The 16,077-nt window shown below is 72.5% G+C and carries 15 protein-coding genes; 2 read left to right on the top strand and 13 right to left on the bottom strand.

Annotated elements, in window-relative coordinates; translation table 11 throughout:
* Positions 1-255: 255 nt before the first annotated feature.
* From A3Q37_RS08025 to A3Q37_RS08005, 5 genes are all read right to left on the bottom strand, one after another.
* On the bottom strand, positions 256-2,283 hold the full coding sequence (locus tag A3Q37_RS08025) for a multicopper oxidase family protein (protein ID WP_065479824.1): 2,028 nt from the start codon (positions 2,281-2,283) through the stop codon (positions 256-258).
* Positions 2,280-2,498, bottom strand: a complete 219-nt coding sequence (locus tag A3Q37_RS08020) for an MbtH family protein (RefSeq protein WP_065479820.1) — start codon at positions 2,496-2,498, stop codon at positions 2,280-2,282. Before A3Q37_RS08020 ends, A3Q37_RS08025 begins: the two co-directional genes overlap by 4 nt.
* A 179-nt stretch (positions 2,499-2,677) precedes the next feature.
* Entirely contained in the window at positions 2,678-3,829 is a 1,152-nt protein-coding gene (locus tag A3Q37_RS08015) for an iron chelate uptake ABC transporter family permease subunit (RefSeq protein WP_065479817.1), read from the bottom strand.
* Complete coding sequence (locus tag A3Q37_RS08010; protein ID WP_065479814.1) at positions 3,826-4,896, bottom strand: iron ABC transporter permease; 1,071 nt, start codon at positions 4,894-4,896, stop codon at positions 3,826-3,828. The genes A3Q37_RS08015 and A3Q37_RS08010 overlap by 4 nt, the downstream gene beginning before the upstream one ends.
* Positions 4,897-5,214: 318 nt before the next feature.
* The gene (locus tag A3Q37_RS08005) at positions 5,215-6,108 is read right to left on the bottom strand and encodes a siderophore-interacting protein (protein ID WP_065480248.1); all 894 of its coding nucleotides are present in this window, start codon (positions 6,106-6,108) and stop codon (positions 5,215-5,217) included.
* 150 nt (positions 6,109-6,258) lie between these two features.
* Between A3Q37_RS08005 and A3Q37_RS08000 the strand changes: the two genes are divergently transcribed.
* The gene (locus tag A3Q37_RS08000) at positions 6,259-7,287 is read left to right on the top strand and encodes a S66 peptidase family protein (protein ID WP_065479811.1); all 1,029 of its coding nucleotides are present in this window, start codon (positions 6,259-6,261) and stop codon (positions 7,285-7,287) included.
* A 25-nt stretch (positions 7,288-7,312) separates the two neighbouring features.
* On the opposite strand, the gene hypE is transcribed toward A3Q37_RS08000, so the two are convergent.
* From hypE to A3Q37_RS07970, 6 genes are all read right to left on the bottom strand, one after another.
* A complete protein-coding gene (gene hypE, locus A3Q37_RS07995) occupies positions 7,313-8,302 on the bottom strand; it encodes a hydrogenase expression/formation protein HypE (RefSeq protein WP_369691445.1) in 990 nt (329 codons plus the stop codon).
* Between the two features lie 73 nt (positions 8,303-8,375).
* On the bottom strand, positions 8,376-9,509 hold the full coding sequence (gene hypD / locus A3Q37_RS07990) for a hydrogenase formation protein HypD (protein ID WP_065479808.1): 1,134 nt from the start codon (positions 9,507-9,509) through the stop codon (positions 8,376-8,378).
* Positions 9,506-9,841 (bottom strand): HypC/HybG/HupF family hydrogenase formation chaperone, encoded by a 336-nt coding sequence (locus A3Q37_RS07985; protein WP_065479804.1) that lies wholly within the window; start codon positions 9,839-9,841, stop codon positions 9,506-9,508. The genes hypD and A3Q37_RS07985 overlap by 4 nt, the downstream gene beginning before the upstream one ends.
* Before the next feature lie 14 nt (positions 9,842-9,855).
* Positions 9,856-12,240, bottom strand: coding sequence for a carbamoyltransferase HypF (hypF, locus tag A3Q37_RS07980; protein WP_065479799.1), 2,385 nt, complete (start codon positions 12,238-12,240; stop codon positions 9,856-9,858).
* Complete coding sequence (gene hypB, locus A3Q37_RS07975; RefSeq protein WP_079137698.1) at positions 12,237-13,124, bottom strand: hydrogenase nickel incorporation protein HypB; 888 nt, start codon at positions 13,122-13,124, stop codon at positions 12,237-12,239. Before hypB ends, hypF begins: the two co-directional genes overlap by 4 nt.
* Positions 13,108-13,518 (bottom strand): hydrogenase maturation nickel metallochaperone HypA, encoded by a 411-nt coding sequence (locus A3Q37_RS07970; protein WP_065480242.1) that lies wholly within the window; start codon positions 13,516-13,518, stop codon positions 13,108-13,110. The genes hypB and A3Q37_RS07970 overlap by 17 nt, the downstream gene beginning before the upstream one ends.
* Positions 13,519-13,547: 29 nt before the next feature.
* Here A3Q37_RS07970 and A3Q37_RS07965 point away from each other — a divergent pair, with 29 nt between their 5' ends.
* Entirely contained in the window at positions 13,548-13,952 is a 405-nt protein-coding gene (locus tag A3Q37_RS07965; RefSeq protein WP_065479796.1) for a helix-turn-helix transcriptional regulator, read from the top strand.
* A gap of 118 nt (positions 13,953-14,070) precedes the next feature.
* Here A3Q37_RS07965 and A3Q37_RS07960 read toward each other — a convergent pair whose 3' ends face one another.
* On the bottom strand, positions 14,071-14,616 hold the full coding sequence (locus A3Q37_RS07960; RefSeq protein ID WP_065479792.1) for a hydrogenase maturation protease: 546 nt from the start codon (positions 14,614-14,616) through the stop codon (positions 14,071-14,073).
* A complete protein-coding gene (locus tag A3Q37_RS07955; RefSeq protein WP_065479789.1) occupies positions 14,613-16,076 on the bottom strand; it encodes a hypothetical protein in 1,464 nt (487 codons plus the stop codon). The genes A3Q37_RS07960 and A3Q37_RS07955 overlap by 4 nt, the downstream gene beginning before the upstream one ends.
* Between the last annotated feature and the right edge of the window lies 1 nt (position 16,077).

Genomic DNA, 16,077 nt, shown 5'->3' with positions numbered 1-16,077 from the left:
GCGCATTCTCCCGGCAGGAAACCTCGGCCGGATTTTTTCTCCCGGTGAGGTGGGCAGGTTCGTGGGCAGGGCGTGCCGAAGGGCACGCGGACGAGGCCGTCGGCGCGGCGGTGTTACGTCAGTGGGGCGAGGGTGAGTGAAGTGACTGGTGGGGGGTGAGCGGGCGCGGGGGCGCACCGGGACCGGCCGGCCGGTGGTGCGGGGGCGGGCGGCGTCCCGGTGCGGGGCCTCGCCGGGCCCGGGGTGGGGGGTGGGTCAGGCGTGGGGTCTGTGACCGTGGTGGGGGGCGAGTTTCATGACGGCTTCGGGCTGCACCACGAAGGGGCGCATCATCATCATGTCCTCGTGCTCGTAGACGTGACAGTGGTGCATGAACCGGCCGGGCGGCCCGGTGAACGTGGCCCCGACGGTGATGAGTTGGGCGGGCGCCAGGGAGATGACGTCTTTGGGGCCCTGTTCGGCGGCGGTCAGCGGGGCGTTCTTCGTCCAGCGGATCGGGGTGGTGGTGCCGGCTCCGTAGCCGCCGCCCGGCAGCTCGAAGAAGGTGAAGGAGCTGACGTCGTACACCTCGCGGCTCAGTCCTTGGAAGGCGACCGCGTGGAGGTGCATCGGGTGTGGGTAGGCGCCTTCGGATTTCTCCAGGCTGAGGAATCTCCAGCGTTCGGTGGCTCCGGCGGCGACGGTGAACCGTACGGGGTCGTCGAAGGTGGCGGAGACCCGCCGGAAGGTGCGGACCGTGCCGTGCTCGTCCTCGATCTGGACGATGCCGTCGATCGGGAGCTTGCCCTCGGGTGCCTCGGTCTCCTCCATCTCCCAGAGTTCGGGGTCCTTGGGGTAGACGGGGGTGACGACGACGAGGCGTTCGGGGGCGGAGGCCGGGGGTTTGGCCGGGGTGAAGGAGGTGGCGAGGCGCTTCGGCGGGACGAACGTGTCGTGTCCGGCCCGGGAGGCGACGCGGAACTCCATCAGGTCGGGACGGGCCCCGGGTTCGGGAAGGGCGTTGACGAGCCGGAGTCTTCTGCCGTGCAGGGACCCGAAGTTGACCAGCAGGTCGGCGCGTTCACCGGGGGTGAGCGGGACGCCGTCGGTCACCGGGTCGGGCTTCGGCAGCAGTCCGCTGTCCGTGCCGATCAGCCGGAAGGCGTCGGAGGAGAGTTCCTTGCCGTCCTCGTCGAGGATCTTCAGGAGGTAGGGGCGGTTGTTCGAGGCGTTGAGGGCCCGGAAGCGGTACCACCCGGCCTCCACGTCGAGGTGCGGCCAGATCACCCCGTTGACCAGGTTGAACGGTCCGGTGAAGGGGCGGACCAGCTCGTAGGGGTCGTCGGCGACGACGATGCCCTTGTAGAGGAGGTCGCCGGTGAACGCGCCGTCGTCGTCGAGGTCGAGGTTGCGGTCGAAGAAGACGAGCGGGATCTCCCGGTCGCCTGTCGGCAGGCGTAACCGCCGTTCCTCCTCGTCCCGGATGAGATAGGCGCCCGCGCCGAGGCCGGTCATCACGTTGAGGTGCGTGATGTGCATGGCGTGGTCGTGGTACCAGAGTCCGGCGGCGGGCTGTTCGTTGGGGTATTCGGCGAGCTGGGCGGCGCCCGGCAGGACGGCGTTCTCCGCCCAGCCGTCGTTGCCGCCGCCGGTGACGGCTCCGTGCAGGTGCACGACGGCCCATGGGGGCAGTCGGGCGACGTCGGCGCGCGCGGTGGCGCCCTCACGTCCGGGGCGGTCCCACATGAGGGGCAGCTCGGGGTCGTACGCGAAGGGAACGCGCACGGCGGGCAGGGGGTAGGCGCCGGTCAGGTCGTTCTCCCAGGCGATACGGAGCCGGCTGCCGCGCTTCGCCTCGATGGTCGGCCCGACATGTGTGCCTTCGTACGTCCACAGCCGGGTGGGCGGGAGGCTGCGGTGGAGGCGGACGCGGGCCGAGCGCATCGTGACGGTCAGCTCGCCCTTGCGGCCGCTGATCACCCGGGGAACGGGCAGCGGGTCCAGGAAGGGCACGAGGCTTTTCGCGGCCTTTGCCGCGCGGGCGGCCTTGTCGGCGGCGGCCCCGGTGAGCCGGGGGCCGGTCTCCCGGGCTTCACGGACGGCGTCGGGCAGGTCGTCGAGGGGGGTGCCGAGGGCTGCCGTCATGAGGGCGGACCGGGGTGGGGCGGTGGCGGCCACGGCGCGGCCGGATCCGCCGGGGAGGGCGAGTCCGGTGCCGAGGGCCGCCCCCGCGCCCGCCACCCCGGCTCCGATGAGGAACCCCCGGCGGGCTACCAGGTCCGACGGCTTGGGGGGAGTTCTCATGTCGGATCGGCCGCCATGCTCTCTATCAGGCTCTTGGGCCGCAGGTCGGTCCAGTTCTGCTCGACGTAGTCCAGGCAGGCCTGGCGGGTGTCCTCCGGGTGGGCCACCGTCCATCCGGCGGGCACCTCGGCGAACGCGGGCCACAAGGAGTGCTGCCCCTCGTCGTTGACGAGCACCAGGTAGGTGCCGTCCTCGTCCTCGAACGGATTGGTCACCGCATCCTCCAGAGACTTAGGTAAGGCTATCTTTACTTGATCGATAGCGACCCTACCCACCCATCTCGGGGTTGACTCACCGAATCTCACAACTCACGTGCGTCCCACCGGATTTGTTGGCTGGATTTCGGCACCCCTTGGACAATCCCCGGGCGGCTCGGCGCCCGGGGGCTCCTCCGTCAGGCGGTCCCGGTGCCGCGCCGTTTGAACAGCACCCAGGCGAGGTACACCCCGCCCAGCACGGCGGTGGTGACGCCCACCGGCAGCAGATTGTTGCGCTGGGACTCCTCCACCACCCGGACCCATCCGATCTGCCGGTCGGCCCACACCAGGGCGGGGAAGAACTGGCTGGAAGCGAGGTGTGCGGCCGAGAGCAGTCCGGCGCCCACCGCCCCCGCCGAGACCAGGCTGACGCCGGGGCTGCGGCTGACCATGACGGCGATCTGCGGGGCGGCCAGCGCGATGAACGGGATGGGCCCGGCGCTCGCCACGGCCACGCCGCACAGCCCGATCCCCAGCACCGTCAGGGCGAGCCGTGAGCGGTTCACCCGGACGCCGAGGCCGGTGGCGAGATCGTCGCCGAGCTCCATCATCCGCAGCCGTCTGCCGAACAGCAGCACCAGCGGCACGAGGACCAGCAGCGCGACGGCCATGATCTGCACGGAGGACCAGCCCCGCCCGTTGAGCGTCCCGACGAGCCAGATGTGCGCGTTCTGGGCGTCGTTGAGGGAGGAGCGGGTGAGCAGATAGGAGTTGACCGATCCGAGCATCGCGGTCACGCCGAGCCCGATGAGGACCAGCCGGATGCCGTGCAGCCCTCCCCTGCTCGCCAGAACGGAGACGAGCAGGGCGGTGACCAGGCCGCCGACGATCGCTCCGGCGGCCACCGAGGCCGCCGCGCCGCCGAACGTCACGATGACCAGGATCGCGCCGGTCGCCGCCCCGCTGTTGAAGCCGATGACGTCCGGGCTGGCGAGAGCGTTGCGGGACACGCTCTGGAAGATCGCACCGCTCATGCCCAGCGCACAGCCGGCCAGGATCGCCAACAGGGCCTGCGGCAGGCGCTCCTGGTTGACGAAGTGGACCGCGAGCCGGTCCCCCGTTCCGTAGAAGAGGGCGCGCGCCACGTCGGGCACGGGCACCGGGTAGGAGCCGACGGACAGGCTGACCAGCAGCAGGAGTGCCGCCAGCAGCAGGGCGCCGCCGCTCACCACGGCCGTACGCCGGTGCATGCGGAAGCTGACCCTGCCGGACCACCAGCGCACGGGGCGGGCGGTGACCGGGGCGCGGGGGCTGTTCTCCGGGGCCGTACGGACGTCGGTCGCCGTCACAGCGAGGCCTCCTTGCGTCGGCACACCATCGCGATGAACACCGGCGCGCCGATCACCGCGGTCACCGCGCCGACCTCCAACTCGTCGCCGGGCAGGGCGACTCGGCCGATGATGTCCGAGACCAGCAGCAGGACGGGCGCCAGGAGCATCGAGTACGGGAGCACCCAGCGCAGGTCGGGGCCGGTGAGCCAGCGCGCGACGAGCGGAACGACCAGGCCCACGAAGCCGATCGGCCCGGCGGCCGCGGTCGCGGCCCCGCAGAGCAGGGTGACGGCGACCACCGCGGCGATCCGGGTGCGGGCGATCCGCGCGCCGAGCGCCCGGCCCAGCTCCTCGCCGAGGGCGAGGGAGTTCAGCGGGCGGGCGAGCAGCAGGGCGATCACCAGGCCGACGGCCACGAACGGCACCAACTGCACGACGAGTTCGGGTTCGCGTCCGGCGAGCGAGCCGACCATCCAGAACCGCAGGTAGTCGTAGGTCGCGGAGTCGAAGACGGTGAGCCCGGCGATGACGCCGCTGAGGCTCGCGCTCACCGCGGCCCCGGCCAGTGCGAGGCGTACGGGCGTGGGCCCGGCCCTGCCGGAGGCGCCGAGGACGTACACGATCACCGTGGTGAGCGCGGCGCCGACGAAGGAGAACCACACCAGCGACCCGAAGCCCGCCAGCCCCACGATGCCGATGCCGAACACCACGGCCGCCGAGGCGCCCGCGTTGACGCCGAGGAGCCCCGGGTCGGCCAGGGGGTTACGGGTGACGGCCTGCATGACCGCCCCTGCCACGCCGAGCGCAGCACCGGTCATCAGGCCGACGAGCGTGCGGGGCAGGCGGAGTTGGCGGATGACATCGGTGGCGTAGGAGCCGTCGTCGTTCCAGAGGGCGGTCCACACCTGGCCGAGCGTGGTGCCCTTGGTGCCGATCCAGGTGCTCAGGACGACGAGGAGGAGAAGCAGTCCGGCGAGGACGAGGAGTCCGCCGCCGCGCAGGGCGGAGCGTGCGGCGGTGGGTTCGGGCTGCGGCTTGCGGGCGGCGGACCGGCGGCCGAGGGCGGCGGGCGGGGCGGCGGTCATGTCGGCGTCCCGCCCGTCCGGAGCGGCCGAGGGGGGCCCTCGTGTAAGGCCCGGGGCACGTGAGACCCCCAGGTCCGAGAGCCGAACATAACCACGCGCATCGTGCAGCCTTCCGTCGCGTCCGCTGTCATCGCGGCGGGCGGCGGCGCGACGGACCGTCAACCGTCCTGCCATACGCACCGGTTGAGGGTCGGGCGAACCGGAGAAGCCCCCGCGAAGTAAGGCTGACCTTACCCAAGTTCGCGGCGGCCGAGGAAGGCGGTCCCGGGCCCCGGCGCTCGGTGCGCCGCGAGGCCCGGGGGACGCGGAATCGGGCCGTCAGAGTCCGAGGTCGCTGAGGCGGGCCTCGTAGCGGATGGTGAGGTCCTCGGAGTCGCCGGCCGGGTTGTCCCAGAGGGCCTCCAGCTCGGAGCGCACGGCGTCGGGGAGGGCTTCGTACCGCTCGGACCAGGTGTCGGAGTTCGGTATCCAGTAGCCGACGACCTTGAAGCGCTCCGCCGGGAGCCCCAGCTCGCGCCGGAGGTAGCGGCGCACGGCGCGCAGGGCGTTGGTCTCCCCGGCCACCCAGACGTACCCGCCCGCGAGGTCCGTGCCGGGCGGGACGGCGGCGGTGACCAGGTCGGCCAGGCGGCTCGGGCCGTGGCCGTTGCCGCCGTAGGTCCAGGTCACCTTGGAGTCGGCCGGTTCGCGCAGCGGCAGCGCGGCCGAGGGGTCGGGCGCCTCCAGGACGACCCGGGTCCGGACATGCTCCGGGGTGTTCTCCAGCAGCCGGGCGGCGGCGGGCAGACCGGTCTGGTCGGCGACGAGCACCTGCCAGGAGAGATCGTCCGGGGGGCTGTAGAGCCCGGTGGGGTCGTTGACGCCCACGACGTCACCGGGGCGCGCCTCGGCGGCCCAGCCGGACGCCACACCGCCCTCGTGCAGCACGAAGTCGATGTCGACCTCGCCGACCTCCGGGCGCACGGCGCGGATCGTGTACGTGCGCATCGGCGCGACGGGCTGCCCCTCGGGGGTCTCCCAGCCGCCCTGCTCGGTGGTGCGGGGCAGGGAGACGTCGGTGCGGTCGGGGCCGTGCGGGAGGAAGATCCGCACGTACTCGTCGCCGACCCCGGTGGTCCGGAAGCCCGCCAGCCCTTCGCCGTGGAGGGTGACGCGGGTCATGCTCGGGGTGAGCGGCTGCACTCGGGCGACGACGGCTCGGTGGATCGTCATGGACACTGCCCCTTCGTACGCGTGGTCGGCCTGAGCGCCTCGCCCGCGGGGACGAGAGAACCGAATTGACTTAGGTCAGCCTAACCTTCCATGCGTGGGGGTTCGAGACGGCATCGATCACCGGGTCGCCGCTGTGCCAAAATCCCACGCATGCCAGTTCGATATCCGCGCCCCTTGCGCCCCGGTGACCGCGTCGGCATCACGTCCCCGTCGAGCGGGGTGCCCAAGGAGCTGAGCGGGCGGCTCGCCGTGGCGGTGCGCGATGTGGAGGCGCGGGGGTACGAGGTCGTGACCGGCCGGTGCATGGACGGATCCGGGCACGTCAGCGCGCCCGCGGCGGACCGGGCGGCCGAGTTGACGGCGATGCTGACCGACCCCGGTATCCGGGCCGTGGTGCCGCCGTGGGGCGGGGAGACCGCCATCGATCTGCTGCCGCTGATCGACTGGGAGGCGGTGCGGGCGGCGGAGCCGACCTGGGTGGTGGGCTACTCGGACATGTCGACCGTCATCACGCCGCTGACCCTGCTCACCGGGGTGGCGACCGTGCACGGGAACAACCTCATGGACACCCCGTACTGGGTGCCGGAGGGGCTGGTGTCCTGGTTCGACATCGTCGCCGCCCCGCCGGGCCACCGGTTCACCCAGGTCCCGCCGGAACGGCACCGGGCCTCCGGCTGGGACGACTGGGCGGCGCACCCCGACTCCCGTACGTTCACGCTCGACGTGCCGGGCCGGTGGACCCGGCTGGACGGCGGCGGTGACGTGGACGTCGAGGGGCGGCTGATCGGGGGCTGCGTCGAGATGCTGTGCAACCTCGCCGGGACGCCGTACCTCGACACCTCGGCGTTCGCCCGGGCCCACGCCCCGGAGGGGCTTCTCGTGTACGTGGAGGCAGGCGGCGACGACGCGTTCGCCATCTGCCGCTATCTGCACGGGATGCGCCTGGCCGGCTTCTTCGACGCGGCCAACGCCGTGCTCGTGGGCCGCACTTCGGCCCCGGCCACCGCGTCGCTCACCCAGCACGAGGCCGTGCTGGACGCGCTCGGACCGCTGAACGTGCCGATCATCGCCGACGTCGAGTGCGGCCATGTGCCGCCGTACCTGCCGCTCGTCAACGGGGCGCGGTGCCGGGTCGTGCACACCGCCACGCGCAGCGAGGTGACGCAGACGCTGGACTGAGCACCGGCAACCGTTGCACCCGGCGTCAGCAGATGCGTGGCAGCTGCTCGCCCAGCGGCATGTCCACCACCCGTGTACCGCCCAGGCCCGTGGCCGCCACCACCATGCCGGGGTGCTCCTCCACGCAGGTCCCGATCCGGACCGACTCCTTGCCCAGCGGGTGGGCGCGCATCGCTTCCAGGACCGCTTCGGCGTGGTCCGGGGGGACGAAGGCGACGAGCTTGCCCTCGTTGGCGACGTACAGGGGGTCGAGGCCGAGGAAGGAGCAGGCGTTGGCGACGGTCTCGGGGACCGGGAGGGAGCCCTCGTCCAGGGTGATGCCGATGCCCGCGGCTCCGGCGATCTCGTTGAGGGAGGTGGCCAGGCCGCCCCGGGTCGGGTCGCGCAGGACGTGCAGGTCCGGGCAGACGGCGAGCATGTCGGCGACCAGGCCGGCCAGGGACGCGGTGTCGCTCTGGATCTCGACGCCGAACTCCAGGCCCTCCCGGACGCTCATGATGGCGACGCCGTGCACCCCGATCTGCCCGCTGACCAGGACCGCGTCACCGGCGGCCGCGCGCTGCGGGCGGATGTCCACGCCGTCGGGGACCAGGCCGATCCCGGCGGTGTTGATGAAGATCCCGTCGCCGTGGCCGGCGTCGACGACCTTCGTGTCGCCGGTCGCGACGGTCACGCCCGCCGTGCGGGCCGCGTCGCCGAGCGCCTGCGCCACCCGGCCGACCACCGACAGTTCGATGCCCTCCTCCAGGATGAAGCCGCAGGAGAGGTAGGCGGGCGCGGCCCCCGCCATGGCCAGGTCGTTGACCGTGCCGTTGACGGCGAGGTCGCCGATGCTGCCGCCGGGGAAGAACAGCGGCCGGACGACGAAGGAGTCGGTGGAGAAGGCCAGCCGGGCGCCGCCCAGCGTCACGTGCGCGGAGTCGCCGAGCTCGGCGAGGACGTCGCTGCCGAAGGCGGGTGCGAAGAGGTGCTCCACCAGTTCGCCGGAGAGCGTTCCGCCGCCGCCGTGGCCCATCACGATGCGTTCGTGGTCGCGCAGCGGGGCGGGGCAGGTCCAGCCGGAGAAGTCGGCGGGGGCCGGGGCGATGTCAGCCAACGGAACTCGCCTCCTTCGCCGGGGCGTTCGCCGTCGGGGCCTCCAGCCGCCGGTACAGGTAGTACGCGGCGCAGGCGCCCTCGCTGGAGACCATGGTCGCGCCCAGCGGGTTGCGCGGGGTGCACTGCTTGCCGAAGGCTGCGCACTCGTGCGGTTTGATCAGGCCCTGGAGGACCTCGCCGCTGCGGCAGACCGTGGACTCCTCGGTCTCGATGCCGCCGACGGAGAAGCGGTACTCGGCGTCGTAATCACGGTACTTGGGCGACAGCCGCCAGCCGCTCTGCGGGATCATCCCGATCCCGCGCCAGGACCGGTCGGTGACCTCGAAGACGTCGGCCAGCATCTTCTGGGCGGCCGGGCTGCCCTGCTCGTTGACGGCACGCGGGTAGGCGTTCTCGACGGTGTGCTCCCCCGCCTCCAGCTGCCGTACGGCACGCCGGATGCCTTCCAGGATGTCCAGGGGTTCGAACCCGGTGACGACGATGGGGACTTCGTGTTCTGCGGCGAGGGCCGGGTACTCCTTGGTGCCCATGACCGTGCAGACGTGTCCGGCGGCGAGGAACGCCTGGACCTGGCAGTCCGGCGAGTTCATGATCGCGTCGATCGCCGGGGGCACCCGTACGTGGGAGACCAGCAGGCTGAAGTTGGGGATGGACAGCTTCTTCGCCTGGTAGACCGTCATCGCGTTGGGCGGGGCGGTCGTCTCGAAGCCGATGCCGAAGAAGACGACCTCCTTGTCCGGGTTCTCCTGGGCGATGCGCAGGGCGTCCAGCGGGGAGTAGACCACCCGCACGTCCGCGCCCTCACTCTTGACCTGGAACAGGTCGCGGCCGCTGCCCGGGACGCGGAGCATGTCGCCGAACGAGCAGAAGATCACGTCCGGCCGGGAGGCGATCTCCAGGGCCTTGTCGATGATCTCCAGCGGGGTGACGCAGACGGGGCAGCCGGGGCCGTGGATCAACCGGATCCCGTCGGGGAGCAGTTGGTCGATGCCGTGGCGGATGATCGAGTGCGTCTGCCCGCCGCAGACCTCCATGAGGGCCCACGGTTTCGTGGTGAGGGCCCGGATGTCGTCGAAGAGCCGCTTGGCGAGGACCGGGTCGCTGAATTCGTCCAGATACTTCATGACCGCGCCTCCTTATCGCTTGCCGGGGCGGGGAGTTCGGTCCCCGCCGGGCGTTCGGCGCCGGCGTCCTTCGCCGCCTTGCCCCAGTGGTCGCCGAACTCCTCCTCCAGCACGCCGAGGTTCTCGAAGAGTTCCAGGGTCTGGCGCGCCGATTCCTCGTCGAGCCGTTGCAGGGCGAATCCGACGTGCACGATGGCGTAGTCGCCGACCTGCATGTCGGGGACGTACTCCAGGCACACGTCCTTGACGACGCCGCCGAAGTCGACCTTGGCCATTCGCGTGGCGTCGCGTTCCTCGATCTCCAGCACTCGGCCGGGTACGGCCAGACACATGGCGCTCTCCTCCCTCACTCCTTCGTCCGGGCGGCGACGATCAGTTGACCGAGGGCGAGTCCGCCGTCGTTGGGGGGCACCTTGCGGTGCCTCAGTACGGTGAAGCCGTCCGCCTCCAGTCCCGTACAACAGCCTTCGGTGAGCAGGGCGTTGCAGAAGACTCCACCGGTCAGGGCCACGGTGGCGATGCCCGTACGCTGCCGGGCCGCCGCGCACACCTCCCGTACGAGGACGGTCACCGCGCGGTGGAAGCGGCGGGCCACGGTGGCAGCCGGGACACCCGCCAGGACGTCCGCCGCGGCGGCGACGAGGACCGGTCGGGGGTCGGCGGTCAGGGGGGCCGCCGGCCCGTCCGGCTCTGCTCCCAGGATGAACCTGTACGAGGACTTCCGCCCGTCGTCGCCGTCGCCCCGGCCCTCGTCCGTGCCGGTCAGCGCCGCGTTCTCCAGGCGCATCGCGGCCTCCGCCTCGTACTCCACCCGGTGGCAGACACCGGCGAGCGAGGACACCGCGTCGAAGAGGCGGCCCATGCTGGAGGTGGGGACGCAGTTCAGTCCGCGCTCCAACTGGCGCTCCAGCAGGCGTCGTTCGCCGGGCGGTGCGATGGCGGCGCAGGGCAGGGCGTCGGACCACGGCACCCCGGCGGCGCGCAGGTGGGACAGCGCCATCCGGTACGGGTTGCGGACCGCCGCGTCGCCGCCGGGCAGCGGGACGTAACGGAGGTGGGCGAAGCGTTCGAAGCCGTCGTAGTCCGCGATGAGGATCTCGCCGCCCCAGACCGCGCCGTCGTCGCCGTACCCGGTGCCGTCGAAGGCGACGCCGATGACGGGGGAAGCGCCGTCGAGGCCGTGCTCGGCCATCGTGGAGGCGACATGGGCGTGGTGGTGCTGGACCTGCCGCAGCGGGATGCCACGGGCCTCGGCGGTGCGGCGGGCCCACTGGGTGGAGCGGTAGCCGGGGTGCCGGTCGGCGACCAGGAGGCGCGGGGTGACGGCGGTGAGGTCGGTGAGGTGTGCGGTGGCCCACGCGAAGGCGGTGAGGGTGGCGAGGTCGTCCATGTCGCCGACGTGAGCGGAGAGCCAGGCGTAGCGGTCGTCGGCGGCGCAGAAGGTGTTCTTCAGGTCGCCGCCGACCGCGAGGGCCGGGACGACGGGCAGGGGCAGGGCGAGCGGCAGCGGGGCGTAGCCGCGCGAGCGGCGGACCGGGAGTTCGGCCCCGGCGCGGATCCGGACCACGGAGTCGTCGCAGGGCACATGGATGGGCCGGTCGTGCCCGAGCCAGGCGTCGGCGAGACCTTCGAGCCGGGTCAGGGCTTCGGTGTCGTCGGTGACGATCGGCTCGCCGGAGCGGTTTCCGCTGGTCATGACGAGGACGGGCGGTCCTGACGGGTCGCCGGGCAGGCCGAGGAGCAGGCGGTGCAGCGGGGTGTACGGGAGCATCACTCCGAGGTCGGGGCTGCCGGGGGCGACTCCCGGTGCCACGTCGCCCGTCGCGGGGGTGCGGCGGCGCAGCAGCACGATCGGCTTGCGGGTGCCGGTGAGGAGGGCGCGTTCGGCGTCGTCGACGTGGGCGAGCGCTTCGACGGTGGCCAGGGAGTCGGCCAGCACCGCGAACGGTTTGTCCCCCCGGTTCTTGCGCTTGCGCAGCGTGCGTACGGCGGTGGGGTCGCCCGCGTCGCAGGCCAGGTGGTAGCCGCCGATCCCCTTCACGGCGAGGACGGCCCCGTCGGCGAGCAGCCTGCGGGCCTCGTCCAGCGCCTCGGCGTCGCGCAGCGTGCCGGGGTCGTCGGGACCCCGGCACAGGCTGAGGCGGGGGCCGCAGCGCGGGCAGGCGATCGGCTGGGCGTGAAAGCGGCGGTCGGCGGGATCGGCGTACTCCCGGGCGCAGTCCGCGCACAGGGGGAAGCCGGCCATGGTGGTCAACGGCCGGTCGTAGGGCAGCCCGGTGACGATGGTGAACCGGGGGCCGCAGTGCGTACAGGTGATGAACGGGTGCCGGTACCGCCGGTCGGCCGGGTCGGCCAGCTCGGCCAGGCAGGCGTCGCAGGTGGCCGTGTCCGGCGGGATCAGGGTGCGCCCGGGGCCGGAGGCGGAGGGGCGGATGGTGAAGCCGCCGTCGTCGTGCGTGACGGGGACGGCGCGGTGCTCGACGGATTCGACGAGGGCGAGCGGCGGTGCGCGGGTCCCGATGGCGTCGGTGAAGGCGTCCACGTCGGCCGCCGGGCCCTCGACCTCGGTGTGGACGCCGTCGGCGTCGTTGGTGACCCAGCCGGTGAGGCCGTGCTCCTCGGCGAGGGTGTAGACGAAGGGCCGGAAGCCGACGCCCTGGACCGCGCCGCGCACGGTGAGGTGGCGGCGGACCCGTGGGGCCGTCGCGGGCGGGGGCTTCCGGGGGGTCATCGCGGGCTTCCGGCCGGTGCGGGAGTGGCGGCGGGGCGGGCGGGTGACCGGTCGTGGTCGTGCGGGGCGTGAGCGGGTGCCGGATCCTGCGGTACGTGAGCGGGTGCCGGATCCTCGTGCGACGCTGCCCGGTCGTCCATAGGCGGGTTGTCGTGCTCCGGGTCGCCCCCACCGTGGTGGTGCAGATGCTTCTCGTGCTGCTGCGCGAGGACCGGCGTGTGCGGCTCCCCGCCGTCGGCGGCACGCAGCACATGCGCGAGCAGATCGTCGACGCCCGCGCCCGTGCGGGCGGACGTCTCGATCACCGGCACACCCGGATTCACCTGCTGGACGCCCGCGAGGAAGGCGTCCCGGTCGAACTCCACCGCCTCGGCCAGGTCGGACTTGGTGACGACCACCAGGTGGGCGAGGCCGAACGCCGCCGGGTACTTCACCGGCTTGTCCTCGCCCTCGGTCACCGAGGCGAGCGCGATCCGCAGGGTCTCGCCGAGGTCGTAGGAGGCGGGGCAGACGAGATTGCCGACGTTCTCGACGAACAGCAGCCGGGTCCCCTCGGGCAGCCAGCCGTCCAGCTTGCTCCCCAGCATCCCGGCCTCCAGGTGGCACAGCCCGTCGGTGAGAATCTGCCGTACGGGGGCGCCCGAGCGGGCCAGGCGGGTCGCGTCGTTCTCGGTGGCCAGGTCGGCGGTGACGGCGGCGGCCGGGGTGCCGCCCGCGACGGCCCGGGTGAGAAGCAGTTCCAGCAGGGCCGTCTTGCCGCTGCCGGGGCTCGACATCAGGTTGACGGCCGTGGTGCCCCGTTCGTCGAGGGTGCGGCGCAGCTCCACGGCGTTGGTGTCGTTCTTCGCCAGCACGGCCTGATGCAGGTCAACGGTGCGGCACATGGCTCGCCTCCGGTACGTCGCCCCCGCGTCGGATCTCCGGGTCCTCCAGGACGACGCGGGCGATCTCCAGTTCGCGCCCGCCGGTCAGGCTCATCGCCCGTGAGCAGACGCCGCACCACAGGTCCGGGGGCATCCCGGTCGCGGTGTCCCGGCCGCACTCCTCGCAGCGGGCCCTCCCCTCAACAGTTTCGATCAGCAGCCGGGCGTCCGCCAGCACAGTGCCCTGGGCGGCCACCTCGAAGGAGAAGTCGAGCGCCTCGGGCACCACGCCGGACAGCTCCCCGACCCGCAGCGTCAAGGACCGGACGCGGGCTTCCCCGGGCCCGGCCTCCTGCTCGCGGACCGCGCTCTCCACCTGGTCGACGACGGCCATCGCGATGGACAGCTCATGCACGGCGCTCACCCCCTGGCTACCCTGAGAAGATGGCTGGTCACGAGGTCGAACGGCGGGCGCTGCTCACCCCGGTCCTGCTTCTGCTCCTGGCCGAACGTCGGGATCACGGCTACGAGCTGGTGCAGCGCCTGGGTGCGTTCGGCTGGGAGGAAGCCGAGTCGGCGCACGTGTACCGGCTGCTGCGGGGGATGGAGAAGTGCGGCGAGGTGACCTCGCAGTGGTGTGCCTCCGGTTCCGGACCGGCGCGCCGCGTGTACGCCATCACTCCGCAGGGCGCCATGGATCTCGCCCTCTGGTTCGTCCGGCTGGGAGAACTGCACAGCACCCTCCATCTCTTCCTCGAGCGCTATGTGCAGCTGGAGGACGTCGGGGGCGGGGACGAACCTCCGCACCACGTGGGACACGAGGACTACATCCGGCGCATGCGCAGGTAGCGCCGTACGTCGGGCAGGTTCCTGGCGACTCCGTACAGGGCCGCGAGGCCCGCGGCGAAGCCGATCCACATCCAGTGCATCCTGGCCTCCAAGGTCGTGGTCTCAGCTCTTCGTGGTCTCAGTCGTTCCGCGATACGGAATCCGGTACGGGGGCGGGGTCGCGGGACAGCAGGTCGAGCACCCGTTCCACCGCCGGCTCCACCGCCGCCTCGACGGGGTCGCTGAGCCCCATGCCGTCCGCCGTGTCCAGGGGCTCGCAGCCCACGACGTACACCTCGTCGGGCAGGGTGCCTCCCGCTCCGGCGTGCAGATCGTGCAGCAGGCCGAGGACGGTGGCGGGGTCCATGGCGTGGGTGTCCAGCGGCCCGGGGGCGGGGCGGACGTCCGGCGGCGCGGGCCCGACGTCGATGGTGTAGAGCGTGCCGGGTTCGCCTCCCCGGCCGATGATGTCGACGAGGACGAGGGTCCGGTAGCCCTCCAGCAGCTTGTACGCGAGGTGGACCCCCCGGATTCCGGCGTCCATCAGCTCGGTGCCGGGCGGCAGGCGCGAGGGGTCCAGGCGGCCGAGCCGCCGGACCGTCTCCACGCCGAATCCGTCGTCCTTGAGGAAGATGTTGCCGACCCCGGCGACGAGCGTGCGCGCGGGCGTCTCCGTGCCGGTCATGGCTCCTCCTCCCGCAGCGGGGTCACCTCGTCGGGCTTGAAGTAGAGGAACCGGCCCTGCTGGCGGCGGATGTCGTTGCCAGGGTCGTCGTCCAGGACGACCGCGAGGTGCACCTCCCCGTCCAGGTCCGTGACCACGGCTTCGACGGTGGCCCGGCAGCCCCGCAGGAACGCGTCCTGGGCATCCGTACGGCGGAACCCGGGGGCGAGGAGGACGCGGCTTCCCTCGCCGACCGCCTCGCCGTCGATGGAGACGGTGGAGGGGGCGTCGGCCGCCTCGGGATCCTGCTGCGGGTCCCACCAGGGGTGCCCCGCGCCTTCGGGCAGGGTCAGTCCGACGGCGGGGCCGGCGGACGCGACAGACCCGGCAGGCCCACCGGTCCCGTCCTCCTCCCCCGTGACCTCGCGCAGCCCCCGGATCGCCCCGTGCAGCCGTTCCCGTACCGCTTCGGGCATGGTGTCGACCAGGTCGATGACCTCGGCGGCGCGGGCGTCGGTGCCGCGTGCCTCGCGCTTCTCGTGGTCGGTGAGGGCCGCGGTGCGCAGCGAGAGGATCTCGTCGATCTCGGTGGCGTCGTAGAGGGGGCCGGGGCTCTCGTCGGCGAGGGCGGGGTGGTCCTCCAGGATGATCGGCGAGGAGAGCACGACGTCCTGCCGGTCCGCCGGTCCGGCGAGGACGGGCCAGGTGTTCTCGTTGCGCAGTTCGGCCACGGCGGGTCGGGCCCACTCGGGCGGGTCGGTCATCGACAGGAAGCGGCCGCCCTCCACCGCGAGGAGCAGATGGGCGCCGATCATGCTGTGCGGGAGGGCGTCGTCGCGGCTGCCGCCGTCGGCCGGCGGGGGCGCGTCGACGGTGTTGTGGACGGTGACGGTGAGGCGGGAGAGCCGGTAGGGGCCGGGGAGTTGTTCCACGTACGGGCGGATCTCGCCGGAGAGGCGGCCGCGCCGGCGTACCAGCCGGCCCACGGTCCGGCCGTCCTCGTCGAGCACCGGTTCGTGTTCGGTGCCGGGCGGCAGGTCGAAGGTGACGTTACGGGTGTGGGCCTGCTCCCCCGTGAGTTCGGCGAGGGGGGCGTGGAGCCGGATGCGTTCCTCGTGGCCCTCGTCCCAGGGGACCAGGACCCGGTCGGGCAGCTCCAGTTCGGGGACCTCGGTGTAGGAGCCGTCGGGTTCGAGGCGTTCGACGGTCCGCCGCCGCACGTGCAGGAAGCGCAGTTCGGCGTCGAGCCGGTCGCCGGAGCGGGGTTCCAGGAGGAGGTCGGTGCGCTGCTCGGCGTGTTCGCCGTTGTCGGCGGTACGGGCGGGCGGTACCAGGACGCCGAACTGCCAGCGCATCCGGTTCTTGGCGGAGGAGGCGCGGTACGGGTAGAGGACGTAGCCCTCGAAGAGGACGGCGTCGGCGACGGCGCGGGCCTGGTCGAGCGCTTCGTCCAGGGGGGCTTCGAGGTGCGGGGCGGTCATC

Source organism: Streptomyces sp. PTY087I2 (genome assembly GCF_001687325.1).
Lineage (GTDB): Bacteria > Actinomycetota > Actinomycetes > Streptomycetales > Streptomycetaceae > Streptomyces.
The sequence above is the reverse complement of the archived record's forward strand: the minus strand, read 5'-3'. Positions and strand labels throughout refer to the sequence as shown.